This window comes from Kitasatospora sp. NPDC001603 (assembly GCF_040298365.1).
GTDB lineage: Bacteria > Actinomycetota > Actinomycetes > Streptomycetales > Streptomycetaceae > Kitasatospora.
Genome location: NZ_JBEPAA010000033.1, coordinates 66,682 through 92,232, shown reverse-complemented (window position 1 = coordinate 92,232; position 25,551 = coordinate 66,682). Strand labels below are relative to the sequence as shown.

At 69.5% G+C, this 25,551-nt stretch carries 32 protein-coding genes and 3 pseudogenes; 21 read left to right on the top strand and 14 right to left on the bottom strand.

What is annotated here, in order from left to right; genetic code table 11:
* Positions 1 to 147: 147 nt before the first annotated feature.
* Positions 148 to 414 carry a hypothetical protein gene (locus ABT263_RS21500; protein ID WP_352292258.1) on the top strand — a complete coding sequence of 89 codons (267 nt, stop codon included), beginning with the start codon at positions 148 to 150 and terminating at the stop codon, positions 412 to 414.
* A 457-nt stretch (positions 415 to 871) separates the two neighbouring features.
* Here the strand turns inward: ABT263_RS21500 and ABT263_RS21495 are convergent, their stop codons facing one another.
* A complete protein-coding gene (locus ABT263_RS21495) occupies positions 872 to 1,513 on the bottom strand; it encodes a cupin domain-containing protein (protein WP_352292256.1) in 642 nt (213 codons plus the stop codon).
* Positions 1,514 to 1,639: 126 nt separating this feature from the next.
* Positions 1,640 to 2,886, bottom strand: a protein-coding gene (locus ABT263_RS21490; protein ID WP_352292254.1) for an IS3 family transposase whose coding sequence is annotated in 2 segments (ribosomal slippage) — positions 1,640 to 2,604 and positions 2,604 to 2,886 — 1,248 coding nt in all. Because the reading frame shifts where the segments join, the coding sequence is not laid out codon by codon here.
* Between the two features lie 300 nt (positions 2,887 to 3,186).
* Between ABT263_RS21490 and ABT263_RS21485 the strand changes: the two genes are divergently transcribed.
* Positions 3,187 to 4,440 carry a PP2C family protein-serine/threonine phosphatase gene (locus ABT263_RS21485; RefSeq protein WP_352292252.1) on the top strand — a complete coding sequence of 418 codons (1,254 nt, stop codon included), beginning with the start codon at positions 3,187 to 3,189 and terminating at the stop codon, positions 4,438 to 4,440.
* 25 nt (positions 4,441 to 4,465) lie between these two features.
* Here ABT263_RS21485 and ABT263_RS21480 read toward each other — a convergent pair whose 3' ends face one another.
* Entirely contained in the window at positions 4,466 to 4,678 is a 213-nt protein-coding gene (locus tag ABT263_RS21480; protein ID WP_352292250.1) for a hypothetical protein, read from the bottom strand.
* A 164-nt stretch (positions 4,679 to 4,842) separates the two neighbouring features.
* Here ABT263_RS21480 and ABT263_RS21475 point away from each other — a divergent pair.
* Positions 4,843 to 5,619: pseudogene (locus ABT263_RS21475) on the top strand (GNAT family N-acetyltransferase); the annotation flags it as partial.
* Between the two features lie 507 nt (positions 5,620 to 6,126).
* Here ABT263_RS21475 and ABT263_RS21470 read toward each other — a convergent pair.
* The 5 genes and pseudogenes from ABT263_RS21470 to ABT263_RS21450 all read right to left on the bottom strand — a co-directional run bounded on the left by ABT263_RS21470 (position 6,127) and on the right by ABT263_RS21450 (position 7,998).
* On the bottom strand, positions 6,127 to 6,357 hold the full coding sequence (locus ABT263_RS21470; RefSeq protein WP_352292248.1) for a DUF6296 family protein: 231 nt from the start codon (positions 6,355 to 6,357) through the stop codon (positions 6,127 to 6,129).
* A gap of 9 nt (positions 6,358 to 6,366) precedes the next feature.
* Positions 6,367 to 6,771: an STAS domain-containing protein gene (locus tag ABT263_RS21465; RefSeq protein WP_352292246.1), complete on the bottom strand. Its 405-nt coding sequence runs from the start codon at positions 6,769 to 6,771 to the stop codon at positions 6,367 to 6,369.
* A 142-nt stretch (positions 6,772 to 6,913) separates the two neighbouring features.
* Positions 6,914 to 7,087, bottom strand: a pseudogene (locus tag ABT263_RS21460) (MerR family transcriptional regulator); the annotation flags it as partial.
* A gap of 92 nt (positions 7,088 to 7,179) precedes the next feature.
* Complete coding sequence (locus ABT263_RS38925; RefSeq protein WP_502885834.1) at positions 7,180 to 7,611, bottom strand: MBL fold metallo-hydrolase; 432 nt, start codon at positions 7,609 to 7,611, stop codon at positions 7,180 to 7,182.
* Between the two features lie 192 nt (positions 7,612 to 7,803).
* Positions 7,804 to 7,998, bottom strand: coding sequence for a hypothetical protein (locus tag ABT263_RS21450; protein ID WP_352292242.1), 195 nt, complete (start codon positions 7,996 to 7,998; stop codon positions 7,804 to 7,806).
* Between the two features lie 208 nt (positions 7,999 to 8,206).
* Here ABT263_RS21450 and ABT263_RS21445 point away from each other — a divergent pair, with 208 nt between their 5' ends.
* From ABT263_RS21445 to ABT263_RS21435, 3 genes are read left to right on the top strand one after another with little or no spacing between them, the layout of a single operon-like run.
* Positions 8,207 to 8,623 (top strand): hypothetical protein, encoded by a 417-nt coding sequence (locus tag ABT263_RS21445; RefSeq protein ID WP_352292240.1) that lies wholly within the window; start codon positions 8,207 to 8,209, stop codon positions 8,621 to 8,623.
* A 4-nt stretch (positions 8,624 to 8,627) separates the two neighbouring features.
* Entirely contained in the window at positions 8,628 to 9,098 is a 471-nt protein-coding gene (locus ABT263_RS21440; RefSeq protein WP_352292238.1) for a hypothetical protein, read from the top strand.
* A 45-nt stretch (positions 9,099 to 9,143) separates the two neighbouring features.
* A complete protein-coding gene (locus tag ABT263_RS21435; RefSeq protein WP_352292236.1) occupies positions 9,144 to 9,518 on the top strand; it encodes a hypothetical protein in 375 nt (124 codons plus the stop codon).
* Positions 9,519 to 9,561: 43 nt separating this feature from the next.
* Here the strand turns inward: ABT263_RS21435 and ABT263_RS21430 are convergent, their stop codons facing one another.
* Together ABT263_RS21430 and ABT263_RS21425 are read right to left on the bottom strand one after the other, a co-directional pair.
* Positions 9,562 to 9,942, bottom strand: coding sequence for an STAS domain-containing protein (locus ABT263_RS21430; RefSeq protein ID WP_352292234.1), 381 nt, complete (start codon positions 9,940 to 9,942; stop codon positions 9,562 to 9,564).
* Entirely contained in the window at positions 9,939 to 10,433 is a 495-nt protein-coding gene (locus tag ABT263_RS21425; protein WP_352292232.1) for a J domain-containing protein, read from the bottom strand. Before ABT263_RS21425 ends, ABT263_RS21430 begins: the two co-directional genes overlap by 4 nt.
* Before the next feature lie 163 nt (positions 10,434 to 10,596).
* On the opposite strand from ABT263_RS21425, the gene ABT263_RS21420 reads away from it, so the two are divergent.
* Positions 10,597 to 11,019, top strand: coding sequence for an Hsp20/alpha crystallin family protein (locus ABT263_RS21420; RefSeq protein WP_352292230.1), 423 nt, complete (start codon positions 10,597 to 10,599; stop codon positions 11,017 to 11,019).
* A 528-nt stretch (positions 11,020 to 11,547) separates the two neighbouring features.
* Here ABT263_RS21420 and ABT263_RS21415 read toward each other — a convergent pair.
* Positions 11,548 to 12,225, bottom strand: a complete 678-nt coding sequence (locus ABT263_RS21415; protein ID WP_352292228.1) for a type III effector protein — start codon at positions 12,223 to 12,225, stop codon at positions 11,548 to 11,550.
* A gap of 110 nt (positions 12,226 to 12,335) precedes the next feature.
* Between ABT263_RS21415 and ABT263_RS21410 the strand changes: the two genes are divergently transcribed.
* The 3 genes from ABT263_RS21410 (at position 12,336) to ABT263_RS21400 (ending at position 14,074) form a co-directional block, all read left to right on the top strand.
* On the top strand, positions 12,336 to 12,770 hold the full coding sequence (locus ABT263_RS21410; RefSeq protein WP_352292226.1) for an Hsp20/alpha crystallin family protein: 435 nt from the start codon (positions 12,336 to 12,338) through the stop codon (positions 12,768 to 12,770).
* A gap of 443 nt (positions 12,771 to 13,213) precedes the next feature.
* Complete coding sequence (locus ABT263_RS21405) at positions 13,214 to 13,618, top strand: DUF2267 domain-containing protein (RefSeq protein ID WP_352292224.1); 405 nt, start codon at positions 13,214 to 13,216, stop codon at positions 13,616 to 13,618.
* Positions 13,619 to 13,672: 54 nt separating this feature from the next.
* Positions 13,673 to 14,074, top strand: a complete 402-nt coding sequence (locus ABT263_RS21400) for a DUF2267 domain-containing protein (RefSeq protein ID WP_352292222.1) — start codon at positions 13,673 to 13,675, stop codon at positions 14,072 to 14,074.
* A 23-nt stretch (positions 14,075 to 14,097) separates the two neighbouring features.
* Here the strand turns inward: ABT263_RS21400 and ABT263_RS21395 are convergent, their stop codons facing one another.
* The gene (locus ABT263_RS21395; RefSeq protein ID WP_352292220.1) at positions 14,098 to 14,394 is read right to left on the bottom strand and encodes a helix-turn-helix domain-containing protein; all 297 of its coding nucleotides are present in this window, start codon (positions 14,392 to 14,394) and stop codon (positions 14,098 to 14,100) included.
* A gap of 153 nt (positions 14,395 to 14,547) precedes the next feature.
* Here ABT263_RS21395 and dnaK point away from each other — a divergent pair, with 153 nt between their 5' ends.
* From dnaK to ABT263_RS21365, 6 genes are all read left to right on the top strand, one after another.
* Complete coding sequence (dnaK, locus tag ABT263_RS21390) at positions 14,548 to 16,395, top strand: molecular chaperone DnaK (RefSeq protein WP_352292218.1); 1,848 nt, start codon at positions 14,548 to 14,550, stop codon at positions 16,393 to 16,395.
* Positions 16,392 to 17,093: a nucleotide exchange factor GrpE gene (gene grpE / locus ABT263_RS21385; RefSeq protein WP_352292216.1), complete on the top strand. Its 702-nt coding sequence runs from the start codon at positions 16,392 to 16,394 to the stop codon at positions 17,091 to 17,093. Before dnaK ends, grpE begins: the two co-directional genes overlap by 4 nt.
* 106 nt (positions 17,094 to 17,199) lie before the next feature.
* On the top strand, positions 17,200 to 17,637 hold the full coding sequence (locus ABT263_RS21380) for an Hsp20/alpha crystallin family protein (RefSeq protein WP_352292214.1): 438 nt from the start codon (positions 17,200 to 17,202) through the stop codon (positions 17,635 to 17,637).
* Positions 17,638 to 17,665: 28 nt separating this feature from the next.
* Positions 17,666 to 18,622, top strand: coding sequence for an NmrA/HSCARG family protein (locus ABT263_RS21375; RefSeq protein WP_352292212.1), 957 nt, complete (start codon positions 17,666 to 17,668; stop codon positions 18,620 to 18,622).
* Between the two features lie 58 nt (positions 18,623 to 18,680).
* Positions 18,681 to 19,061 carry a hypothetical protein gene (locus ABT263_RS21370; protein ID WP_352292210.1) on the top strand — a complete coding sequence of 127 codons (381 nt, stop codon included), beginning with the start codon at positions 18,681 to 18,683 and terminating at the stop codon, positions 19,059 to 19,061.
* Positions 19,062 to 19,158: 97 nt separating this feature from the next.
* Positions 19,159 to 19,578 (top strand): DoxX family protein, encoded by a 420-nt coding sequence (locus ABT263_RS21365; RefSeq protein WP_352292208.1) that lies wholly within the window; start codon positions 19,159 to 19,161, stop codon positions 19,576 to 19,578.
* Positions 19,579 to 19,634: 56 nt separating this feature from the next.
* Here ABT263_RS21365 and ABT263_RS21360 read toward each other — a convergent pair whose 3' ends face one another.
* Complete coding sequence (locus ABT263_RS21360) at positions 19,635 to 20,051, bottom strand: Hsp20/alpha crystallin family protein (RefSeq protein WP_352292206.1); 417 nt, start codon at positions 20,049 to 20,051, stop codon at positions 19,635 to 19,637.
* 248 nt (positions 20,052 to 20,299) lie between these two features.
* Here ABT263_RS21360 and ABT263_RS21355 point away from each other — a divergent pair, with 248 nt between their 5' ends.
* The 4 genes from ABT263_RS21355 (at position 20,300) to ABT263_RS21340 (ending at position 22,974) form a co-directional block, all read left to right on the top strand.
* On the top strand, positions 20,300 to 20,719 hold the full coding sequence (locus ABT263_RS21355) for a CBS domain-containing protein (RefSeq protein WP_352292204.1): 420 nt from the start codon (positions 20,300 to 20,302) through the stop codon (positions 20,717 to 20,719).
* A gap of 233 nt (positions 20,720 to 20,952) precedes the next feature.
* Positions 20,953 to 21,228: an isoamylase early set domain-containing protein gene (locus tag ABT263_RS21350; RefSeq protein ID WP_352292202.1), complete on the top strand. Its 276-nt coding sequence runs from the start codon at positions 20,953 to 20,955 to the stop codon at positions 21,226 to 21,228.
* A gap of 466 nt (positions 21,229 to 21,694) precedes the next feature.
* Positions 21,695 to 22,120, top strand: coding sequence for a hypothetical protein (locus ABT263_RS21345; protein WP_352292200.1), 426 nt, complete (start codon positions 21,695 to 21,697; stop codon positions 22,118 to 22,120).
* An 80-nt stretch (positions 22,121 to 22,200) separates the two neighbouring features.
* The gene (locus ABT263_RS21340) at positions 22,201 to 22,974 is read left to right on the top strand and encodes a zinc finger domain-containing protein (RefSeq protein WP_352292198.1); all 774 of its coding nucleotides are present in this window, start codon (positions 22,201 to 22,203) and stop codon (positions 22,972 to 22,974) included.
* On the opposite strand, the gene ABT263_RS21335 is transcribed toward ABT263_RS21340, so the two are convergent.
* A complete protein-coding gene (locus ABT263_RS21335) occupies positions 22,923 to 24,371 on the bottom strand; it encodes a lipase maturation factor family protein (RefSeq protein WP_352292196.1) in 1,449 nt (482 codons plus the stop codon). The genes ABT263_RS21340 and ABT263_RS21335 overlap by 52 nt on opposite strands.
* 536 nt (positions 24,372 to 24,907) lie before the next feature.
* On the opposite strand from ABT263_RS21335, the pseudogene ABT263_RS21330 reads away from it, so the two are divergent.
* Positions 24,908 to 25,267 (top strand): annotated as a pseudogene (locus ABT263_RS21330) (DUF5655 domain-containing protein); the annotation flags it as partial.
* Positions 25,268 to 25,551 lie beyond the last annotated feature (284 nt).

Sequence of the window (25,551 nt, the reverse complement as noted above, 5' to 3'; positions counted from 1 at the left end):
GAACGGCGCGACGACATGCACGAGGCCTTCCTCGGCCTCGCCGCCTGCCTGATCACTCACCGCCACGTCCAACGCCTTTGTTAGGACCTCTTAGACATGGGATGCTCTCAGAGGGTCGGCACGGAGCCGACGGCATGGAGGAGCAACATGGCTGAGCAGTTCACACCCAACTCAAAGGGTCCGGCCGCGTTCCAGTCGGAGCCCACCCCGGCGTCCGAGGAGGCGCCCGGTTTGGAACCGACCTACGTGAACGGTGTGCCTGTCCTGTCCATCGGCGAAGGGCACACCGTCCCGGCGAGCATTGACGTCGTGGACACTGAGGGCCGCGTAGTGGCCCGCTACACCGCCCAGCTCGACGGGAACAGCAAGGTCCATTACGCGGATTACCTGGGACCTTGGACTCCGATTCGGTGACTGGATGATCGGCTGCGGGGAGTGACGGCCGTCTTCTTCGATTACTCTCGGAGACCGCCGTCGTGTTGTGGTGGCGGCGCGGGTTGGCGCAGCTTCGTCGGAGGCGGCGCATCAACATGGCGACGCCGGCCTGCCCAGTGGCACCCGGCAGGCCGGCGTCGCCAACAGGGTCCTGTCAGCGCCGGAGGCTGCCTTGGGTCGACTCCGAGCGCAGGAATCGACTCACCGGCAGCCAGGCGAGGCGGCCTGTCGATCCGCGTCCGGCGGGTACCAGCGGTAAGCGAATCCCCCTGGCCGTACGGCCCAGGGACTCAGCGGAGCTCAGGGGAACTCGCGGGATGTCGGACAGTCCGGCTTTTTGCGTAGATGAGGCAAAACGATTCGCCCCGGATGCTCCGCTTTACAGGAGTAGGCCGGGATATGGCTGATCTTGTAGTGATCCAGGTCCGCATTCCGGCTACCCACTGTCAAAATATCGTGACACCTTGTAGTCGTGCAGGGAGTGGGCTTCGGTCACGAGAGCGCGCAGCAGCTCGATGCCTGGCCTGCCCGCCGCTTCCAGGCCGTGGGCGGAAGACGCCGCAGCCCGGGCCTGCTGGCGCGCGATCCGCCGCAGGCACGTGGCGGTGAGGTCCGCTAGCGGGTCCCGGCGGCCGAACGGAACCGCGGTCACCAGCTTCAACAGCCGTTCCGGTAGGGCGAGCTCAGCGCGCGGGATACGGAAGTAGTGCTGATGGATCCCGTCCCTGTTCAGTAGCGTGTAAGGGCGCGTGGTGTCGTACAGCGCCATGTCGCCGGGCCGCAGCACAGCCTCCCGGCCGTCCTGTACGACCATGCTGCTGCCAGTGACCTGCAGCCCGACGAAAACACTCGGCTCCATGTCGTCCCGGGCGAGTGCGGGAGTACGGCGGACCACGGTGGCATTGGCCCGCACCGAGCAGACAGTCAACGGCCCGACACGGCCGATCGCCCCTGATGTGCGGATGAGCCGCGGGTCGGGCTGATGGGTGATCTCCACCCGCACCACACTGCTCCAGATCACCTCGCGAATCGCCTCCGCCCGATCGCCAGGCGCCATGACCGTACTGTCGATCAACATCTGCTCATCGCCTCCCCCTGGCGCCGCTCGACAAGCAGGCACCCAAGCCAAGTCAAACGGGCGGCGGCACCGCTGGCAAGGCAAGACCGGGCTGATCGCTGAACCGCCCCGGGTTCGGTAGAGAGCTCAGATGATGGCTGTGACCAGTGGTTTTGTGGTTGCCAGGTAGTAGTTGGTCTCGTACTCGACGGGCGGGACGTGGCCTATCTCACCGTGAAGTCGGCGATGGTTGTACCAGTCGACCCATTCGGCTGTGGCGAGCTCGACCTGGGAGAGTGTGCGCCAGGGTCGCCGGGGCTTGATCAGCTCGGTCTTGAACAGCCCGATCGTGCTCTCCATGAGGGCGTTGTCGTAGGCGTCGCCGACCGAGCCGATGGACGCCGCGATGCCCGCTGCTTCGAGGTGCTCGGCCAGGCGGAACGACGTGTACTGACTTCCCGCGTCGCTGTGATGGACCAACTCGCCTGGCACGACAGGGTTCTGGTCGCGGTCGCGCTGCCAGATCGCCATCTCCAGCGCGTCCAGGACGAACACCGTCTGCTTGACGGTGGCCGCGGACCAGCCGACGATCCGGCGGGAGAAAGTGTCCACGACGAAGGCGACGTACACGATCCCGGCCCAGGTCTTGACGTAGGTGAAGTCCGCGACCCAGCAGCGGTTCGGGGCGCCGGCGACGAAGTCGCGTTCGACCAGGTCGGGGGCGCGGTCGACTTGCCCGCCGGGAACAGTGGTGATCACGCGCTTGCCGCGGACCGCGCCGGTGATGCCGAGTTCGCGCATGAGGCGCTCGACGGTGCAGCGGGCCACGGCGTGTCCCTGGCGGTTCAGCTCGTGCCAGATCTTGCGGGCGCCGTAGACGCGAAAGTTGACCTCGAAGGCATGCTTGATCAGCGTTTTCAGTTCTCCGTCGCGCACTGAACGCGCTGAAGGAGGGCGGGTGTTGAAGGCGTAGTAGGTGGAGGGGGCGATGCTGCAGCCGTGCTCGGTCAGCACATGGCAGATCGGCTCGACGCCGCCGAAGCGGCCCCGGTGCTCGTCGATGAACGCTACGAGCGCTGGTGTGGCCGGTCGAGCTCGGCCGCGAAGAAACTAGCCGCGGCCTTGAGGATCTCGTTCGCCCGCTTCAGCTCGGCGATCTCCTTCTTCATCGCCTTGACCTGCGCGGACTCCTCCGTGGTCGTGCCCGGGCGCTGCCCGGAGTCGACCTGGTCCCGGCGCACCCAGTTGCGCAGCGTCTCGGCCGAGCCAATGCCCAGCTTCTCGGCGACCGCCCGCAGCGCGGCCGACTCGTTCGGGTAGTCACCGAGGACCTCGGCAACCATGCGCACCGCACGACGGCGCAGCTCAGGTGGGTAGGAGGAAGGGCGTGCCATGACTCGAATCCTTACACGAAATCGAGTCCCCACCGAACCCGGGGCGGTTCACGAATCCCGACCGCCCTGCGCAGCTGCTTCCGAAAGGCCGGACCAGAAGCAATAACTTGTAGGACCAACGGCTCAGCGTGGCGATCGACAGCCCTGCCTGGGCCCGGCTCTGGGTCGGATGATCGGCGGCCTGCCTACCGCCGGCTTCCGGACCGACACGGAAGCGACCGGCGCGAGCAGTTCCGGGTGTTGGCGGGCGGCCGGGCTACAGTGGCGTCACCACCCAGCGGTGTCGTCGAGGGAAGCAGTGTGGCCTGGCCGGATGTCGATTTCGCGGCGGTGTTCGAGGCCCTGCCCACCCCCACGATGATCATGACCCGGGACCTGGTCATCGCCGCCGCCAATACGGCTTATTTGCGCGTCGCCGGCCGCGGCCGTGACGAACTGATCGGCCGCAACGTCTTCGACGCCTTCCCCGACAACCCTGCCGACCCGCAGGCCACGGGCCCCCGGGCGCTGCGGGCCTCCCTGGAACGGGTCTTGCGGACCGGCCAGCGCGACAGCATGGCGCTGCAGAAGTACGACCTGGAGGTACCGGACCGGCCCGGTGTGTTCGAGGAACGGTACTGGAGCCCGGTCAATACCCCCGTCCTCGACCAGGACGGGAACGTCACGCTGATCATCCACCGCGTCGAGGAAGTCACCGCCCTGGTTAGCCAGCTCATGGCCCACCAGCCCGGGGAGACGCCCAGTCGGAAGCTGACCCACGAGGAACAGATGGCCGCCGACCTGCTCACCCGCGCCCAGGAACTGCAGGACCTCAACGAGCAACTGCGCCAGGCCCACGCCCGCGAACGCGAAGTGGCGATGACGCTGCAGCGGGCGATGCTGCCCACCGTGCCCGAATCCTGCCGTCCCGTGGCCGCCGTCCGCTACCGGCCCGCCACCGCAACCGCGAACGTGTGCGGCGACTGGTACGACATCGTCGACCTCGACCAGCAGCACCTGGCGGTCGCGGTCGGCGACGTGGTCGGCCACGGCGTCGAGGCCGCAGGCGTCATGGGCCAGCTCCACGCCGCCCTGAACGCCGCGATCCGCGCGACCTTGCGGCCCGGACTCGCGTTGAAAACCCTCGCCCGGTACGCGCTCACCCTGGAAGGGGCGCTGGCCACCACCGCCGTGCAGACCGTCATCGACCGCGCCACCCGTCGCATCACCTACAGCAGCGCCGGCCACCCGCCGCCCGTCCTGGTAGAGGCCGACGCGACGGTGCGCCTGCTGGGCGCCGCCACCGACCCGCCGCTCGGCGCATGGACGGAATCCGCCACCAGATCCGAGGCCACCGTGAACTACGCGCCCGGGGCCACGCTGCTGCTGTACACCGACGGACTCATCGAACGCCGCGGCCAGGACATCGACACCGGACTCGCCCGGCTGACCGCCAGCGCCGCACGGCACCGGTCGCTGGCCCCGCAGGCACTGGCCGACGCCGTCCTCGCCGACCTCGGCGCGGCGGACGGCCGCGGCGCCGACGACACTGCCCTCGTGGTCGTGCGCCTGTAGCGGGTGACGCCGGTGGGCGTTCGTCTCAGTGAGCTGTGGACTCCATGGCCTGTCCGACCAGTGCAATGCAGGGCGGGCAGTACCGGTCGGTCGGCGCATCCTGCGGCTTCACCACGGCCGGACTTGGCGGCAGCAGACGGCCGCACAGCGTCAGGCCAGCCGAATCCTTGGGCAGCGCGTGCCACATCAGGACGAAGTCGGGCTTGGCCGGATCGCATTCAGCACGCATCTCGTACAACGGGACCTCCCTGAAGACGGGACTGCCCTGCCAGGTAACCCCCGCGGCGCAGGCACCGCCAGCCCGGGACTCTTCGCGGGTGAACGCCGCCAGCCACCCGTTCGACTACCCCGAACGGGTGGATCCCGCCGCTGCCGCACGCCGGGCGCTCTGGCGCCAGCCGGATGCGGACGGCACTCTGTGGAGGACCGGCGGCCAAGCGAGCAGTGGGGGCGATCAGCATGGGTATTGAGGCGAGCCGTCTGCCCATCAGGCCGTATGAGGCGGCGGATCGGGACCAGGTGCTCGCCCTGATCGAAGCCGATCGGCTGCCCGGCCAGCCGCACATCACGCCGGGCGCCCTCGACGCGCCGATCCTCGCAGGCGGACATGCCGGCCGGGACCTGCTCGTTCCGCGTCTGGAGGTCGCGCAGGACGCTGCCGGTCGCGTCGCCGGAGTCGTCATCTTCGCCTTGCCGCCCGGTGACGATGCGGGGCAGATCCTGGCGCTTCACTGCCGCGAAGACCATGCCGTGGCCGCCGCTCTGATCGACAGGGCCCTCACGGCGCTCGGGCCGAGCCGGGCTGTGGAAGCCTTCGCCGGCCCGCCGCCGTTCGCCCCCGTCAGCCCGCCCGGTCTGGCCGTACGGCGTCGGCCCGCTACCCGCACCGCCCTCGAAGCAGCCGGATTCTCCACCCACCACAGCTGGGAGGGCCTCCACCGCCCCCTCGACGACTGCCCCGGCCCCGCCACCTACCCCATTGCCTCCGTCACCGACCGGACCGACCCGCCCGGCTGGCACCTGGAACTGCGCCACCTTGACGGCACGATCGTCTGCGAGGCCACGGTCGACCGGGCGGCGGACCAGGCAGCCGCCCTGCGATGGATCACTACCCATCCGGACCACCGCCGTCGGGGCCTGGGCCGCCACCTGCTTGAACAGTGCCTGGACGTGGCAGCGGAACATCACGCCCGGGAAAATGACCGCCTGGGTCCGCGAAAACGACGCAGACTCCGAGGAGGACGACGGCGCTGCGATCCGGCTCCTGACGGCACTGGACTTCCGGCCCGGCGAGGCGCTGCAGTCATTCCGCCGACGGCCCTAACCGCTCGCACAGCCGCACTGATGGCCCTTCGCCGAGCGGTGAAAGACTCTGCCTACCCAGGGGCGACGTGCGGCAGCGCCGTGCCCGGACTTGGGCCGTACTCGTTCTCCTGGCATGACGACGGTGACACGGAGTTCAGCCCGGCAGACGGCTGCGGGAACGGTTCTCCACTTCCCCGACGCGCCGATCTACTCGCAGCTGGCCGCTGCGTGGCGCAAGGATGGGCGGACGGTGCCCGGCCAGCCGGATCCGGTGTGGGAGGCGCTGACCGCCGGACTCGGGCGCCGCCGGGCGGTATCAACCGAAGCGCTCTCGTTGGAAATGCCAACCGGTTGATCGGCTGGCATCCACGCCGGAGACCATCACGGCAGCGGGTAGGCATGCAGGCAGGTATGCCGACCATGGCTGGCTGGGACATCGAGTGGTTCGGCCACCCCATGGGCGATCGTGACGCGGAAGGTCCCGGCGGAGTCGGCGTACACCGCCTCGCCGTTCCTGGTCTCACCGGTGGCGTGGACGACGATGACCCGCGCCGGGGCGTGGCAACCGGGGGTGCCGGGCAGGGTGATCGCGTATCGCCAGGGAGTATCCACGGCCGCTCCTCAACCCGCGGGCGGTCCGGTACCGGCAGTGGCGAGGGCGGCACGGACACTGTCGCAGGTGGCGAACACCTCGTCGGTTCCGGTGATCTCCAGCAGTCGCCGGACCGGGGGTGAGGGTGCGGCCAGAATCAGCCGTTCTCCGGCCGCCTCGGCGTCCTGGCGGGTCTGTAGGAGAGCATTAAGGCTGGCGCAGTCGCAGAAGGTCAGGCCGGATAGATCGACGATGAGCCGTGGCTGGCCTGCCTTGACGGCTTCGGCGAGGCTGGATTCCAGCTTCTCCTTCTGGTCGTGGTCCACCTCGCCGTGAAGGCAGCAGACCACTGCCCAGCCGGGAATCCGGCTGCTGGTCGTCCGTAGAACCGATGTGCCGACGATGTTTGAGTGCTGACCATGCCGGTTGGACATGCGTGGGCCTCCTTCCGGCGTGGGGGACTGTCCGACTTCAATCGTGCCTCGGCCGATCGCGCCCGGATACTCCGCCGGCGAGGGAATGCCCTTGGCGAATCCTGCGGCCAGGGGATGTTCGCCACCCCGTAGCTTCTGCGGCGAGCGTGCGCAGGACCAGAATCTGCTGCAGCCGCAGCAACTGGTCCACCTCGTAGTAGCGGTAGCCGTTCGTCCCGACATGGTCAGGGGCGAGCAGGCCGATCTCGTCGTAGTGCCGCAACGTCCGGGAGGTGACCCCGGACATCCGGGCGACTTCCGCGATCGACCAGGCCATGGCGCCATCCATCTCGCTCTCGTGGGCTGGTCTCTCCGGCCCATGTCTTCGACGGTAGAAGCTGACGTTACGGCAAGGTCAAGCCGGTGGCGTCAAGGACAACGCGGGCGGCGCCAGCCGCCGACGCCGCCGCCGCGGAAGCGGATCCGCCGGTCCCAGCCGGACGCCTCGGCGAACATCAGATCCGCGCCCGCCGCCCGCGCCGGGAACTCCCAGAACTCCGGCGCCCACACCGCCGTCCTTCCGCCCGCCTCGATGCGGTATCCGCACGTCGGGTTGGAGGTGTGCAGCACCGGGAGAGCGCTGATCCGCAGCTCACCCAGCTCCAGATCAGCCATCGTGACGACGGTCCCGCGCTCGGCCGCCGTCCGGCGCAGAGCACCGCGGAGTTCGGCCTGCTCATCAGTGACCAGCCAGGCATCGAGCCGTGGCGGCGGGTCGGCACCTGGGCCGGCGTCGCATGCCACCCGCCTACCGCGGTATCCGACGAGCAGACCAGCCGGTGCGAAGCGCGGTGAGTTCATCGCGCCCACGCCCAGGAGGGTCAACCGCAGTCTCCACGGCACCCGGGCCCACCACCCCGTGCGAAGGTCTCCTTCCTCACTCTGCCGATGCCCGCCCGTCCGGCCGCTAACGCCAGCGGCGTCAGGGACGCGTTCGTCCGGGTGGTGATCCACTCAGGTGACCGTGCCCCGACGATCCCACGCGCGGTGGGGTCAGGCCCTCTCCACCGCGGTCGCATGCGTGCCCTCCTCGACTCTGTATCTGACCCTGTCCCCTTGGCGCAAAGTCAGGGACTCGTCGGGGTTCAAGAGGTCATCCAGGGAGAAATCCAGCCCGTCGCCTGCGTCGTCCCGGATGAACCCCTGGCCAGCCTCCGAATACCAGACCTCAACGTTTCCTTCAGCCATGGTGGAATCTCCTTACGCTCAAGGATCGTGACGTTAGAGACAACCTGCACGTCCGATTCAAGGAAACCTCGTTCTGCGGTTGTGTCGACGACCGGTTTGGAGGTATACGGACTGATGGGGTGCTGTCCTGCGGCCGGCCGGATGCCGTGCCGGCGCAGCGGTCGCCTGAGCTGAGTGGTGAATCGTGTCGACGAAGGAGGTGTCGACAGTGATCACGGAACTGGCCCTGGAACGCGTGGAGTTCACCTGCGGCCACTGCTGGCACCAGTGGAGCATGGACTACGACGTCCAGCACTACCGCGATGACGACGGACGGGATTGGGAGTACTTTTCCCGGGACGGCATAGCGGTGGACTCGCCCTACACCCCCCAGGGGGCGCCGCCCTGCCCCGAGTGCGGGCGCCGCTGGGTGGGACGCATTCTCGCCCGCCGATCGATTCCGACGCCGCCGGGCCTGGTCGGCACACCGCGTCAACGGATTGCCGACGCCGCGAGTCATCGGCCGGAGCGCCACGGTGCGCCGCCGCTCGACGCACAGGCCCATACTCAGCCAGCGCAGCTCGGAGCGCCTGATGCGGACGGTGAGCGGGTGAAGGTCGACGCTGACGCGGCAGAGGGGGTGTGAGGCGATGGCGAGGCTGAGGGTCGAAGGCGCGGACCTGGTGGTCCGGCTGCGCTGGTGGGAGCGGCTCGTGACGCGGTCGGGGCCGGTCCGGGTGCCGCTGACGGCGGTGGAGAAGGTCACGATCGCCAGGCAGCCGTGGCGGGTTGTTCGCGGAGTTCGCGAGAGTGGTCTGCTGGTCCCTGGTCGGCTGTGCCTGGGGGTGTGGCGGCATCCTGGTGGCCGGGACTTCGTGGCCCTGCGTCCGTTCACGGACGTCGTGGTGAGTGTCGACCTGCGCCGGTCTTCTCGGTTCGCGCGCATCGCGGTCCACTCGACCGAGGCGCCGCGAACGGTGGCCGACCTGCGCACGGCGGTGAGCCGGGCCACTGTCGCGGCGGGCGGGCGCAATGGGGATGTCCCCGGGGCGAAGCCAGAGCCCGAGAAGCCGCTGGCCCGGCCCGGCGGCCGATGGACGGGCGTTCCGGCCCACGCCTGAGTACCGGCACTGCGCCGCATGGAGCGCGGGCGAGAAGGAGGTCGCGTGATGCCGACGGAGCGAATGCCGCGCGAGATCGCGGTGGCCGCCGCCGACGAGATCCGCCGCCTCAACGAGTGCACCGACCGGATCAGTGCCTATCCGTATCCGACGGACGTCCATCACACGATCGGTGCGCTGGCGGGCCTGCTGGAGCAGCTTCCCCGCGCACTGCACCAGCTCGCGGCGGGCCTGAACGCGATCGCCCCGGAGCACCTCGCGGTCCTGGAGAATCCGCCGACTCCGGTGCGGAAACAGGCTGACGTCGCCTTCGAGCTGGGATGCGCGATAGCGGCGATCGAACGCGCCGGTACCCATTTGCGCCAGGCGCAGCACACCGCTGCGGAGCTGATCTACACGGGGCCGATCCCGGAAGCCTGACCCGGCAGCCGGGATGATGGTCCTGGAGCGGTCCGTGCTCGCGCTATCGGCGCCTTGGAGCGCGTGTGCGCGTCGTGGCAGCGCCGCGGTACGCGGCCCGGTGTCTTTCAGGTTCAACCAGGTCGGCGAGGCCGAGAAGGCCGAACAGCCGGGCGACGATCGGGGCTCGCACATCCGTGACTTTCAGGATGACGCCTTCCTCCTGCGCCTGGCGGTGGAGCCGTTCCAGGGCGTGCGCGCCCGAGCAGTCGCAGAATCTCACCTGTGCGAAGTCGAGGTCGACGCGGCTGGGCCGGCGCGCCAGGCACTCCTTGACGCGGCTCTCCAGCTCGGCGGCGGTGGCGAGGTCGATCTCGCCCGTGACCGCGACGGTGGCCTGGCCGTCCCACCGGGAGACGGAGGTGCGGAAGTCGTTGCCGTTCACAGCCATGGGTCCACCTCCCGCAGCCGGTGCAGTATCCACTCCCAGAGGTCGCCGGGATCATCGCGCGCCCACGCGGACCCGCCCAGCGGTGCGATCCGCACCGGACCCGCCCGAACAAGCGGTTCGGTTGCTCGCGGCATCGGGCCGCCGAAGGGAGTCGGCGCAGCGCGTACAGGCCCCGCCCCACCGGTTTCCCGGACGACTCGTACGGACACCCGTCGGCCCGCGGTCCGGGGACGGGCCGAAGCCCGGCCGGACCTCGGGCCGGGCCGTTCGGCGTCGTAGGCGGCCCGCAGCTCGGGATCGCGCAGGACCTCGTAGGCGGCGACCACCGCACCGAGTCGCTCCGCCGCCCCCGGTTCGACCGGGCGGGAGTCGGGGTGCAGCAGCCGGACCAGGGAGCGATAGGCCGAGGTGACCTGCCGCGCGGACGCCGTGGGTTCCACTCCCAGCACCGCGTAGTGATCGCGTCGGTCTCGCGATCCCGTCATGGCGGCCCACCTCCCGGGCGACCCCGGCAAACCTCCTTATAGATCTGGATAGAACCTTGGCCAGCACTTGTCAAGATGCCTGAGATGCGGGTATATGCGCTGGTGGCTGGACTCCCGCGAGAGCCTCATCGCTGTCACCGACCCACGAGGAGAGTGACCCGTGATGTTGATACGAACCGATCCGTTCCGCGAGCTCGACCGGCTCACCCAGCAGCTGCTGGGCACCACGGCCCGGCCGGCCGCGATGCCGATGGATGCGTATGAGAGCGACGGATCCTTCCTGATCCGGCTCGATCTGCCCGGCATCGCGCCCGAGAGCATCGACCTGAACGTCGAGCAGAACGTGCTGACGGTCAAGGCCGAGCGGCCGGCACCGGAGATCGAGGACCGCGAGATGGTCGTCGCCGAACGGCCCTACGGTGTCTTCAGCCGCCAGGTGTTCCTTGGCGAGATGCTCGCGCTCGACAAGATCGAGGCCGGCTACGACGCCGGCGTGCTCACGATCCGCATCCCGGTGGCCGAACACGCCAAGCCACGCAAGATCGAGATCAAGAGCAGCGGCGAGAAGAAGCAGATCGCCAGCTGATCGACGCGGACGCGGCCCGGCGCGAGGACCCCTGGCAGGCCCGGGTGCCGGGCTGCGTCCGCGCCGGTGTGGTCACTCGCGCCACCGTTGGGGTCGGCCCGGGCCGGTCTCCGGCTCCTGCGCCGGGTCGGCGGAGCGAGCACTTCTTACATGCCGGTCGTGAGATCCCGCCGGTCGGGCTGACCGAGCGACGGCGCAAGTGATCCGCCGTGCCCTGAAGCCGCGACACCATCGGGCGAGCGAGACCCTCTCGGCCGGCTCAACGGCTTCTGCCTACGCGTGCACTCGGTGAGACGGCTCCCTCAGTGCCTTGCGGTGTGATGCGTCGCGCCGGCCCCGGATTGCGGCGCGATGTCCTGTTCGGCCTGCGCCCAGGACGTGCGGAGAGCTTGGCGTAGGGCGTCCAGGCGCGCGAGGCAGTCGTCCAGCGAGGCGATGGCGGCGCCACTGTCTGCCCGCATTCGGCGCCCGAGGGCCGCGAGTTGGGCCTCGATCCAGTGCTAGCGCTCCTCGGCGGCGGCCAGGGGGTCAGGCTCGCCGGTGGTCACTGTCATGGCGCAGCTGCTCGGCGTGCTGGGCGAGGTCGTCGAGGCGGTGGGCGAGGCGGGGATGACGGGTGCCGAGATGGGGGCGGACGGCAGCCAGGTGTGTGAGGAGTTCGGCGGCGTCCGGGGCGCCGAGCGCGGTGTGGAGGTGGTCGAGCGCGGGGCGGGCAGCCGGGGCGAGGTCGGTCAGGGCAGTGACCTGGGCGGCGAGCCGGCGCAGGTCGGCAGCGTTCGCACGGGCCCAGTCGGTGACGGCGCGTTCGGCGGCGCGCCGGTCGCGGACCGCTTTGACCCGTCCCACGCCGGTGGGTGCGGCCGGGCCGGTTGCGGGCTTGAGGCGCAGGTAGCGGTTCTCGGCGGCCTGGCGGCTGGCGACGCCCATGGGCTGGGCAAGGTCTGCCCACGTGGCTCCGGCAGCGCGGGCGGCCTCCACCAGCGGGGCCTCCCAGCCGGCGAGCTCGGTGCGCAGCTCGCGCAGCAGGAGCAGGGCGGCCAGTGCCTGCTCGGGGCCGGCCTGAGTGGCGGGCGGGGTCGTTGCCTCGGTGTCGTGGGCGGTTCGGACGGCCTCGTCCATGGCGGCGAGCGCCGCGGCGGCGGCGAGGAAGGACGCCGGGCTCGGCGGTCCGCCGCCGGCGCCGGGTGCTTCGGGCCGCTCTCGCATCGTTGTCACTCCTTAGGTGACTCGCGTGTTTGTCATCGGATGGATGACATGTTAGAACGGTTTCAGGTGAAAGCGCACTGGCTCCCATCAACCAGTGGAGGTGTTTCGCGATGCTGATGCGCACCGACCCGTTCCGCGAGCTGGACCGGCTGACCCAGCAGTTCTTCGGCACGACCGGCACGTGGTCGCGGCCGACCCCGATGCCGCTGGACGCCTACCGCGCCGGCGACGAGTACGTGATCTGCTTCGACCTGCCGGGGGTGGACCCGAACGCGATCGACATCGATGTCGAGCGGAACATGCTGACCGTCAAGGCCGAACGGCGTCCCCGTCACGAGGGCGACGACGTGAAGTGGGAGCTGTCCGAGCGTCCGCTCGGCGTGTTCTCCCGGCAGGTCATGCTCTCCGACACGCTCGACCCCGAGGGGATCACCGCCGACTACGACTCCGGCGTGCTGACCCTGAAGATCCCGGTCGCGGAGAAGGCCAAGCCCCGTAAGATCGCCATCGGCCACAGCGGAAGCCGCAAGGAGATCAAGGCCTGACCGCGTCCCTGCGCCGTTCCGGGCCGCCCGCACCCCGCGAGTGGGCGGCCCGGAACACCCCCGCATCCCCCCGTCCGGCACGCGCAGCAGCGGCCGACGACGCCATGCGCGGTGGGTGGCCGGCACCGTTGGTAGTGATTGGCCGACGGTGCGATCGACCTCGCCACCGCGCCACGGCTTCGCCATCGGCTGGCCGCCGCGCTTGAGGCGCACCGGGAGGTTGCTCAACCGGCCGTAGGTGACGTTCATGGAATGCTCGGGCCTGGGCGTTCTCGTCCAGGCCCGCGCAGGCCGATCAGCACGGCGGGCGGCTCGTCCTGCGCGGAGTCGGCAGGCCCGTGACAGGCTGCTCAGACTCACAGGCCTCAGTCGTCGCTTGGCCGCCAGCCCCTGACCTGCCCCGCACGTCCCGGCAGCGTGCCGGGACGAAGGGAGGATTCGCGGTGACTCTTCGATGGGAGGCGTTCTTGGACCGGGTCCAGGAACGCGGCGAGTACAACACACCCCAGGACGCCGAACGCGCGGCCCGTGTCGTGCTGGCCCTGCTCGGCGCCCATCTGGTCGGCGACGTGCGCGCGAAGCTCGCGGCCCGCCTGCCCGAGACCTTCGCCCTGATCCTGCTCAACCCCCTGCAGGCCGCCGAACCGCTCAGTCCCGAACGGTTCGTGAGCGCCACCGCCGCCTGGATCGAGGGCGCCACCGAGAAGACCGCCGTGTGGGACATCGGAGCCGTCCTGTCCACGGTGGCCGACGCCGCCGGCGACGACCTGATGGAGCGCGTTCTTTTCCAGCTGCCGCCCGGCTACGACGTCCTGTTCGGCCGCCCTGCCACCGGCCACCGACCCTGACCGCTTCCGTGCCGCCACCCACGCCGCGGCGGCCCATCCCGGAAGGCCACCGCCATGACCCGGCACCGCCGCCTGATCCAGCAGGTCCGAACCCTTGGCCGCTACCCCAGCGACGAGGAGGCCGAACGCGTTCTCGACGCGGTCCTGGCCGTTCTCGGCTCCCAACTCGGCGGCGACGAACGCTGCGAGCTGGCCGTCATGCTTCCCGAGCGGGCCCGCGCCGTCTTCGCGTCGCAGATCCCCCTGCCCGAACCCGCTGCCGCGCCCGCCTTCGTCGAAGCCGTCGCCCGAGCGCTGAACACCAGCCCCACCAGCGCCCGCTGGGACGCCTCCTCTGTCCTTGCCGCCCTCGAATCCCTCGGCGGCGACCGGCTCACCAACCGCCTCCTCAACCATCTGCCCCGCGGCTACGCGCTCCTGTTCGGCCGCGCCGACCTCGCCGCCACCGCCGCCTGAACTCCGGCGGGCCGTGGCCCACGTCACTGGCCGCGGGCCCGGTCCAGGTCGGCCTCCAGCTCCTCCACTCGGGCCTGGAGATCGAGCACCCGGCGCGCGCCCTCCAGGGTCAGTCCCTCGCCGATCAGCTTCATCAGGGCCGCGACACGGTTGATCTCCCGGCGCGAGTATCTCCGCTGGCCACCCGACGAGCGCACGGGCACCACCGCGCCCAGCTCGTCCAGTCGCCGCAGGAACGCCACCTGGACGTGCAGCATCGCGGCGACCTGCCCCACCGTGTACAGCGCGGCGTCCGCGTCATCAATGGGCAGCTCCACCACCGCGACCTCACCTCGGCGCTCGCTGAAACCTCACTTCCACGTTACAGATTTCCTCTAGCCGCAGCCATCGACTTACTCTTGATGCTATGAGACTCAGGTTTTATCCCTCCTGCTGAGGCAAGACGGGAGGGATGGCAGGAGAGGAGGCCGGCGATGGCACGCGCAGTCGGTATCGATCTCGGAACGACGAACTCGGTGGTCTGCGTGCTGGAGGGCGGCGAGCCGGCCGTCATCGCCAACGCCGAGGGCACCCGGACCACCCCGTCGGTGGTGGCGTTCGGCAAGGGCGGTGAGGTGCTGGTCGGCGAGGTCGCCAAGCGGCAGGCCGTGACCAATGTGGATCGCACGGCTCGCTCGGTGAAGCGGCACGTGGGCGAGAGCGGTTGGCGTTTCCCGGAGAAGGGAGACATCAACGGCAAGCGGTACACCGCGCAGGAGATCTCGGCGCGGGTGCTGCAGAAACTGAAGCGCGACGCCGAGGCATATCTGGGTGAGGACGTGACGGACGCGGTGATCACGGTGCCCGCGTACTTCAACGACTCCCAGCGCACGGCCACCAAGGAGGCCGGCGAGATCGCGGGCCTGAAGGTGGCACGGATCATCAACGAGCCGACCTCGGCTGCCCTGGCGTACGGCCTGGACAAGGAGAACGACCAGACGGTGCTGGTCTTCGACCTCGGCGGCGGCACCTTCGATGTGTCGCTGCTGGAGATCGGCGAGGGCGTGGTGGAGGTGAAGGCCACCTCCGGTGACACCCAGCTGGGCGGTGACGACTGGGACCAGCGGATCGTCGACCACCTGGTCAAGCAGTTCAAGAACGGCTACGGCATCGACCTGTCCAAGGACAAGATGGCAGCCCAGCGGCTCCGCGAGGCCGCGGAGAAGGCGAAGATCGAGCTGTCCGCCGCGACCGAGACCACGATCAACCTGCCGTACATCACGGCATCCGCCGAGGGCGCGCTGCACCTGGACGAGAAGCTCACGCGTGCGCAGTTCCAGCAGCTGACCGCTGATCTGCTGGAGCGCTGCGAGGGACCGTTCCATCAGGCCGTCAAGGACGCCAAGATCGAGGTCTCGGACGTCGACCACGTCATCCTGGTCGGCGGCTCCACCCGGATGCCGGCCGTCACCGACCTGGTGAAGAAGCTAACCGGCAAGGATCCGCACAAGGGCGTCAACCCGGACGAGGTGGTGGCCGTCGGCGCCGCGCTGCAGGCAGGCGTGCTGAAGGGTGAGGTCAAGGACGTCCTGCTGCTCGACGTCACCCCGCTGTCCCTGGGCATCGAGACCAAGGGCGGCATCATGACCAAGCTGATCGAGCGCAACACCACCATCCCGACCCGCCGCTCGGAGGTCTTCACCACCGCCGAGGACAACCAGCCCTCAGTGACCGTGCAGGTGTACCAGGGCGAGCGGGAGATCGCCGCGTACAACAAGAAGCTCGGCATGTTCGAGCTGACCGGCATCGCCCCGGCGCCGCGCGGCCTGCCGCAGATCGAGGTCAGCTTCGACATCGACGCCAACGGCATCATGCACGTCGGAGCGAAGGACCTCGGCACCGGCAAGGAGCAGAAGATGACCGTCACCGGCGGCTCCGCCCTGCCCAAGGACGACATCGACCGCATGATCCGGGAAGCCGAGCAGCACGCCGAGGAGGACCGCCGCCGCAAGGAGGCCGCCGAGACCCGCAACCAGGGCGAGCAACTCGCCTACACCACCGAGAAGTTCCTCACCGACAACCAGGACAAGGTCCCGGCCGATGTGAAGAGCAAGGTGGAGACGGCCCTGACGGAGCTGCGAGAGAAGCTGAAGGGCGAGGACACCGGCGCGATCCGCGCGGCCAGCGACAAGGTCTCCCAGGTCAGCCAGAAGCTCGGCCAGGCCCTCTACGCCCAGACCCCTGGAGCGCCAGGCGGTGCGACCGGCCCGCAAGGCTCGGAAGAGGAGGTCGTGGACGCCGAGATCGTGGATGAGGACGAGCACAAGGGAGGCGCCGCATGACCACCCCATCCAGGCCGAGCAAGAACACCGAACAGCAGCGCCCGCCGGTGGTCATCCGCGACAAGCGGCGCATCGACCCGGACACCCTGCAACTGCGGCCCGGCGCTGAGGAGCGCCCCGCCAAGCACAGTGACCAGCAGGGCGCCGGCGGACCCGCCAGCGCCCTGCTCGGCGGCGGCGCCGCGCCCTCGCCCGGCCAGGCTCCCGCGGAAGCCGGCGGCGAGTCGCTGCGCGCCACGCTCGCCGAGCGAACCACGGACCTGCAGCGGGTGAAGGCCGAGTACGACAACTTCCGCCGGCGCGTCCAGCGCGAACGCCTCGCCATCCACACCAGTGCGGTAGCCGAGGTACTCCGCACGCTCCTGCCGATCCTCGACACCATCGACCGCGCCCGTGCCCACCAGGACACCGCGGCGGCCTTCGACACCGTCGCCAGGAGCCTTGAGGAGCAACTGGCCGCACTCGGGGTGCAGCAGGTCGGCACGGCGGGCGAAGCCTTCGACCCCACCCTCCACGAGGCCGTCACCTCGACCGAATCGGACCAGGTCGACCGCCCCACCTGCACCCAGATCCTGCGCCCCGGCTACCGGCTCGGCGAGGTCCTGCTGCGCCCGGCCCAGGTGGCGGTCGAACAACCGTCCACCCCGGACCGGCCAAGCCCCAGCTCCTCCGAGTCCGATCGCACCGACTCGGCATAGGACATGCGGTCCACACCTCCGTGCGGCTTGCCCGTTTTCCCAGGCCCGTCCGGAGCACACGCGAATAGGCGGAACACGGATTCCGCCGTGGAGAAGGGAGGCCGTGATGATGACCCAGTCAATGGCACTGCTCCCGAACACCCAACTGCCCGACCCGGTCGAGCGGATGGAGGAGGGCATCCCGACCACCCCGCTGCGCTGGGGCACGCACGACCGCCACCCGATCGCCATCGAAGAGGACCTGGCGGACGGCACGTATGTACTGCGCGCCGAGCTTCCCGGTCTGGAGCCGCGGGAGATCACGGTCACCGTCAATGACGACGTCCTCGCGGTCAGCGCCGAACACAGCGCGGACAAGCGCAAGGCGCAGCGATCGGAGTTCCGGTACGGCTCCCTCGAGCGGCTCCTCCGCCTGCCGGCGCCCGTTCGAGCCAGTGCAGTGAGTGCCGGGTACCGCGACGGCATCCTCACTGTGCGCGTCCCGCTGGCGGACGCCGTCGCCGTCCACGAGCCGGGCATCGTCCCGGTCCGGCGGACACCCTGAAGCCGGCAGGACCGGTGAGGGAGGAGCCATGACGGAGAAGAAGATCATCACCGTGTTCGGGGCGACCGGCTCCCAGGGCGGCGCCCTGGCGCGGGCGATCGTCGCCGAGAAGGAAGGCGAGTTCGCGGTCCGCGCCGTCACCCGCACACCGGAGTCGGACAAGGCCAGGGAACTGGAGCGGCTCGGCGCCGAGGTGGTGCGCGCGGACATGGACGACCCGGCGAGCCTCGCACCCGCCTTCGACGGAGCGTACGGCGCCTACCTGGTGACCAACTTCTGGGAGCACATGTCCGCCGTGCGCGAGAAGGCGCAGGCCGCCGCGCTGGCCAATGCGGCCGGCCACGCGGGTATCCAGCACGCGATCTGGTCCACCCTGGAGGACACCCGCGACTACATCCCACTCGACGACGACCGCATGCCCACCCTGCAGGAGCGGTACAAGGTGCCGCACTTCGACGCCAAGGCCGAGGCCGACCACTACTTCACCGACGCAGGCGTCCCGACGACCTATCTGCGCACCACCTTCTACTGGGAGAACCTGCTCGGACACTTCAGTCCTCACCGTGGCGAGAACGGCGTCCTGGAACTGTCGCTGCCGATGGGCACCAGCCGCCTCGCGGGCATCGCCGTCGAGGACATCGGCCGCACCGCCCTGGAGATCTTCAAACGCGGCACCGACCTGATCGGCGCCACCGTCAGCATCGCCGGCGAGCACCTGACGCTCACCGAGATGGCCAAGGCCCTCACCGCAGAGCTGGGCGAACCGGTCCAGTACCTGCCGATGACCCCCGACGCCTACCGCAGGCTCGACTTCCCCGGCGCCGACGAGGCCGGAAACATGTTCCAGTACTACGCCGACTGCGAGGAGCGCTTCATCCACGCCCGCGACCTGGACGCCGTCCGCGAACTCAACCCGCTGCTTCAGGACTTCGCCACCTGGCTCGCCGCCCACCACGACCAGCTGCGCGCCGCTCTCGGCGCCTGAACGAGCCGCGATCGCAGCGGGGAGGCCGTGTCGTCGGCACGGCCGGAGGAGAGTACCGATGACCATTCCCGTTCCCAAGGACCCGGACGCGCGCCCTGCGGGCCCGATCCCCACCCCGCAGCCGACGCCCGGCGACGGACCGCCGGCTCCACCGGTCCCCGGCCCGGAGCCCCCGCCGTATCCGCCGCCTGCGCCGAACTCGGAGTGGGCCGTCGCCGCCGGCCGGCTCGCCGCGCTGCGCGACCTCGCCGAACACGCCTGGCAGCGCTGGATGGCAGGCGACCGCCAGGGCGCTCTTGCCGCAGTGAACGAGGCGATGCCCACCGCGGCCGCGGCCGCAGCGGCACTCACCCTCCTGACCAGCACCGAACGGCAGACCGGACTCACGGGCGATGTCCCGCAGCCCGAACCAACTCCCACCAGCGGATGCGACCGATGAACCCCTCCGCCACGGTGCTCTCGCCTGGCGCTTCCGGCGTGCGACCAAGACTGGACGCTGTGGCCATCGGCGGCCTGAGCCACTCCGGGAGGAAGCTATGAATGCCCTGGTTCTCATCGGCCGGATCCTCTTCGCCGTACTGTTCCTGAGTTCGGCTGTCAACCACCTGACGAAGACCGAGGCCATGGTCGGCTACACGGCCTCCCGCGGCGTCCCGGCCGCGAAAGCCGCGACCGTGCTGTCCGGCGTGGTACTCCTGGCCGGGGGCCTGAGCGTACTGCTCGGGATCTGGGCCGACCTCGGCGCGGTGCTCCTCGCGATCTTCCTCGCCGCCGCGGCGGTGTCGATGCACGCGTTCTGGCGGGAGAGCGAGGGGCAGGCACGCCAGATGGAGATGATCCACTTCATGAAGGACATGGCGCTGTGCGGGGCCTCGCTGATGCTGATCGCGTTCTTCGCGCACACCGGCCACAGTCTCGGACTGACGGTCACGGGCCCGCTGTTCCATCTCGATTGAGGCCGACAGGAGCTGCCCGCCCGAACGCGGAAGGCGGGCGGCTCTCGATGACCTGTTCAGCGATTGATCTCGATGCGCCGGGCGGTCGGCCGTTCGGCGTCCATGGGAACGGTCACGGTGAGCACGCCCTTGTCGTACGTCGCGGTGATGTTCTCCTCCATCGCCTCGGCCGGAAGGTTGATGGCGCGGACGAACGTGCCGTAGTGGAATTCGCAGTGGTGCTTTTCCTTCTTCTCCTCGGTGCGCTCGGCCTGGATGGTGAGGGTACGGTCCTGGACGGTGATCTCGACGTCCTTGTCCGGGTCGATCCCCGGCAGCTCGGCACGGACCACGTACGCGCCGTCCTTCTCGAACTCCTCAGTCCGGATCATGTGCTGACCGGTGCGCGGACCGAAGGGGAAGCTTTCGAACCACTCGGACCAGTCAGGCCACCCTGGGGACAGGGGCATCCTTCGCATGATGTCGGTAGGCATCGCAGCCTCCTCGGATAGACCAGGACTGCGCCTGAGCGGTTACCCCGCCGTGCGTCTTCCACTCGTCGGCCGGCGAGCGTGCGTGTTCCACTGGCAGGAGGAAGGGGCCAGTCAGGGGAATCGGGCGGTGGCGGAGCGAGAGCCCTGCGGCTGGCCTCCCGTTTTCCCCGGCGCCGGAGGGGCAGGCGCCTCATGGAGCCGTCCATCACCACGCTGTCTCCGGCCATCCCAGCATCAGGAGCACCGCCATGAAGCAGAAGATCCGCGACATCATGACCGAGAGCCTGGTCACCGTCGGCGAGCAGACCACGGTCCACGACACGGCCCTACGCATGCGGGACGCCGATATCGGCGATGTCCTGGTCACCGACGATGGCCGCCTGCGCGGTCTGGTCACCGACCGTGACCTGGTTGTGCGCGCCCTCGCCGAGGGCAAGGATCCCGACCGGTGCACTGCCGGCGAGATCTGCAGCAGCGAGATCATCAGCGTCAGCCCCGACGATGAGATCGAGCGCGCCATCGACCTCATGCGCAGCCACGCCCTGCGCCGCCTGCCGGTCGTGATCGACGACCGGCCGGTCGGCATCGTTTCGCTCGGCGACCTGGCCCTCGAACGCGACCGGGCCTCCGCCCTCGCCGACATCAGCGCCGCCGAACCCAACACCTGACACCCGACAGCCGGCCACCCGCCGAGGCATGGCACGCCGCTCGCGGAGCTGACACGATGCCAAACCGAGCGGGACGTCGCGGCCCGTGCGTCCGGCCGCCGGGATCTCTAATGCTCCGTCCGGGTTGCGGTGCTGACGGATCGTCGTGCCGCCGCAGCCACACGGCAGCGGTGAAGCGAGGATCGACCACAGACACATCGTCCGAATGAGCCATGAAACGGAGTTGATGGCCCGTGTTGGAACGCACTCGCGACAAGGACCAGACCGCGGTCACATTCGTCCTCCCCCCGGGCCACCCCGCCGGAGAGACCAGCGTGGTCGGGGACTTCAACAGCTGGCGGCCCGGTACTCACCGATTCAATCCCCGCCAGGACGGCTCCCGCGCGGTCACCATCGACCTTCCGCTGGACAAGCAGTTCGCCTTCCGCTACCTGGCCGCGGATGGCTGGTGGTTCGACGAGGAGACCGCCGACGGCCACGACGGCCGCAACAGTCTCCTGCACACCTGAGACTCCCAGCTACTCGGGGTGCCCATTCGTCTCCGGGTCCGGTGGTGGTAATTCGACACGTACTCGAGTGGGTACGGCAGCCAGGATATGCGCCGAGCACCGTGTGATGGACGGTCATGTAGTCGACAAACGGGCCTCCGGCGCCGGGACCGGGGTGCCGGCTGGAGGTGACCGATCCGTGCGGCCGCCCCCGGTCGGTCGGGCGTACGGTGGAGACATGGCCGTGGCCAGTCCGAGCCTGCCCCGGGATGTCGGGCGGGCACGGTGGGATCCGTGTCGGTGCCGGTACTGAGCGACCGCCCGGGCCGACACGGCGTCCGACTCAGGGAGCCGAATCCCCCGCGATGTCCCCGACGCATGCCAGCCTGGGGACCACTGTTGTGCCGATCGGCGGACGCGACGGCCGTGCGGCACCGGCGATCACGACTTCCTGATTCTCGGAGCCGACCGGAAGGAGCGCCACTGCATGGGTATGCCCCTGCCGGCCGGTCATGTACTGGTTCGCCTCCACGACGGCCCCCGAGAGGTGGCCGTAGCGGTGCTCGACGCGCTGGAGATCTCATTTCCCACCCACACTGGCCGGGGTGAATCCCACCAGGCCAACGTGTGGGAGGATCCGCCGATCATGAGACCGGGCACCACGGCGGGCGCTGCCGACTCCGAACTCCCGGCGGTATGGTCGCAGACGTTCGACCCCGTAAGCGCTCGCGCCGACCAGGGTCCGATCACTCTGCCCGGGGGCATCACCGCCGACGTTCTCGGCGCCCCGGACGTCGCGTTCAGCGTGGTCCGCGTCCTCGGGGAGCTGTTCCACGCGGAGGAGGAGGGGATGATCCGGCGCGGCCCGGAGGTGGAGATCCAGTTACGACTGGGACCGCGCGGCACGGGCTGACGGCGACGGCGGGAAGGGCGCACCGGCCCGGGCGCTGAGCGAGGCTGGAGACCCAGGCAAACGCGCCGGCTTCGACCGGTATGGCGCCGCCGGCCTCGCGGGCGTCTCCGCCGACGACCTGCTGGCCGGGATCGACCTCGGCGATCTCTTCGCGGGCGGCCCGATGCCCGGTCGGGGCGGCCGGCAGTCTGTTCGAGCGGCTCTTCGGCACGCCGGCCAGCCACCGCCCGCCGCGCGGCGCGGACATCGCGACCCCGCTCACCGTCCCGCTGACCACCCTCCTAGCCGGAGCAGAGCACACCGCCACCATCCGGCGGCCCGGCCCGTGCACCAGCTGCCACGGCACGGGCGCAGCCCCGGGCAGCGCGCCGCGCGAGTGCGACCGCTGCCATGGCTTGGGCCAGGAGACCTCCGAACACCGAAAGCGCCAGGTCGCCGAATGCCCGGCCTGCTCGGGCAGGGGCACCGTCATCGACCGGCCGTGCCCCGAATGCGACGCGACAGGAGAGGTCGAGCACACCGAGTCCATAACCCTGCGCCGTCCCAACCCTCGACGGCGACACCCGGATCGACGTACCGCCCGGCACCCAGCCGGGCACGGTCATCCACATACCGGGCCCGGCCGGGCGGGGAAAAACGCGGTGACGCTTGGCCGTCCGCGTGCCCGAGCATCCGAACGAGCAACAACGGCACATGTATCAACAGCTGCGCGACGAAGAACAGTACGGCGCGTAGCAGCTCAGCCACGATCTGGCCCACAGCTCCTGCCCTGGCAGAACGATCACGGCGGGCAGCGCCGTCGTCAGTGGCGTAGCGTTGTGGCCCGGTCGGCCAGGGTGACCGGAGGGACGTAGTCGCCCAGGAGGGTGCGGTGCCACCACGCACCGGTGGCACGCAGATCGCGCCACTCGGTGAAGCGGTAGCGGTAGAGGCGGGCGCGGACGAAGACGGGAGGGGTCTCGGGGAACGGGTTGGTGCCGATCAGTCGGAGGATCTCGGTGTTGTTGTCGAGGAGAGCGGCCAGCAGCCGCGGGAACCAGGGCTCCGCGTAGGCCGGTGAGATGGCCGCGAACCACATCTGCCAATCCAGTCGCAGGTGGTACGGCGCGATCTGCGGGGGGCGGCGGCGCACATCGCCCGGCTTCCCTCTGAAGGCGTACTCCTTCCACACCGTCGTCGCGCCGATCCCCCGGTCGTCGGTACCCTCAACGACGATCTCGTAGCGGGCCCGGCCGATGGAGCCGAAGGCGCCGTAGGTGTTGACCAGATGTAGGGGCGTGAATGAGGCGTTCATGATCTGGCGACGGGAGACCAGGTTCCGGGCCGGCCAGTAGCTGAGCGCCACGAGCAGCACGGTGGCGGCCAGCACAAGTCCCTCGTACCACCTCGGCGTGCCCGAGAAGTGGTGAGCTGTGGGCAGGCCAACGGCACGGCCCGTGGCATCAGTGCCGAGGACGGACAGGGCCAGCACTACGGCGAGCCAGTTGAGCCAGGCGAAGTTGCCGGAAGCGATGAGCCACAGCTGGGTGACGATCACGAAGGCGGCGGCAGCGCTCGCCGCAGGCTGCGGGGCGAGGAGGGCGAACGGTGCCGCCAGCTGCGCGAGGTGGTTGGCGGCGGCCTCCACCCGGTGGACGGGTTTCGGCAGGTGATGGAAGAACCAGCTGAGCGGTCCCGGCATGGGCTGCGTCTCGTGGTGGTAGTAGAGGCAGGTCAGATCGCGCCAGCAGGAATCGCCGCGCAGCTTGATCAGCCCGGCACCGACCTCCAGGCGGAAGAGCAACCAGCGCAGCAGCCACAGCACCAGCACCGGCGGGGCGACGTCCCCGTTGCCGAGGAAGATCGCAAGGAAGCCGGTCTCCACCAGCAACGATTCCCACATGAAGGCGAACCACGTCTGGCCGACATTAACGATCGACAGATACGCCACCCACGTGGCCAGCCACATGAGCATGGACGCCCACAGCGGCACCGCATCCCCTGCGCCCGCAGCCAGGGCGGCCGACAGGGCCACACCCATCAAGATCACAGTGGCGAGGAAGCGGTCCGAGCAACGTATGTGGAAGACGCTGGGTGCCTTCACGAACCGGACGCGCGCTACGAACTCCGATGCGGGAAGCAGACCGCGCTCCCCGATGAGGCCGCGGAACTGAGCAGCCACACTCAGGAACGCCACGAAGTAGACCACCGCGAGACCCCGCTGGAACAGCAGCCTGCCCAGCCAGTAGTCCGCGTCGGAAAACCACTCCACGGCGCCCTCCTCGCCGCAATCAACGTCCCTCCTGTACAGCACCTACCCGGGTATCGCCTCCAGCACATCCCGGCAGGGCACTGAACACGCACCCGTGAACGCAGCGATCTGCCGCTGCGGCGGCCGCAGCTGCACTCGCCGTGCTTACGAAGACCGACCAGAACCCTTGGTCCAGTCGGTCGCAGGCGACATGCCAACCGAGGGGCGGGGCGGACTGGGCCCTTGCTGCCAGTGCGGTCTCGTTCGCCAGCTATGACGTTGACCCGGCAAGGACACGCCGACCCGATCGGAGACGACGACCCGCGCTTCCCCCGGCGCCCACAGATCCCTCGCCCTTCCCCAAGATCGTGTACCCAAGTGACACGTATCCCCTGTAGCTAGGCGCATTCAGAGCAAATAGAGTTGGTACCTGCGCTGGTCAGGGCAAAGGCCACGGTGACAACTACCTGCGGCAGTCACAGTGTTGCGACTCCCGCCGATAGATGACACATACCGACGATGACTGTCACCATGATCGCTTGGCTGCAGGGGGAGAATTGACGGGTCTGCGCCTGTTCCGGGTTGACGGCGGGTCGGCCGAGGGAATTGTCGGCTCGGAGGTGGAGCTGGAGCGGCATCTCCAGACCTTGATCGAGCAGAACATGGCCACCATGCTCGGCGTGCGGTTCCTCGCCTCGGAGTATTCCACCGGCCCGGTCCACGGTGGCCGGATCGACTCACTGGGCCTCGACGAGGACGGCAGCCCGGTGGTGGTCGAGTACAAGCGCTCGCGCAGCGAGAACGTGATCAACCAGGCGTTGTTCTATTCTGCCTGGTTGCGGGACCACAAGGCTGAGTTCGAGGCGCTGGTGGCTCGTCGGCTCGGGGTCGAGGCTGCCGACGGTGTCGGGTGGACCCCAAGTCCATTCCCTTGGAGGCGGGGTTCAGCCGTGACGTGACCGATATCGGGCACCACGGCAGCGGCTCGCTCGAGCTGCGGATCGGCTCGGCTCGGCTCGGCGGAAGACCTTGACCGGGCGGTCCCGCTCCTTCGGGCCAGCTACGCGGCCGCGTGACGACGGGTCCGTCACGGGGCGGCACCTTTGCCCGTCGCCCTTCACGGCCGCGCGGTCGTCGGGTCCGGGGTGAGGGAGGGGCTCCGGTCGCATCGGGCCGCGAGGTCGGCGGCGTACGCTGCGAG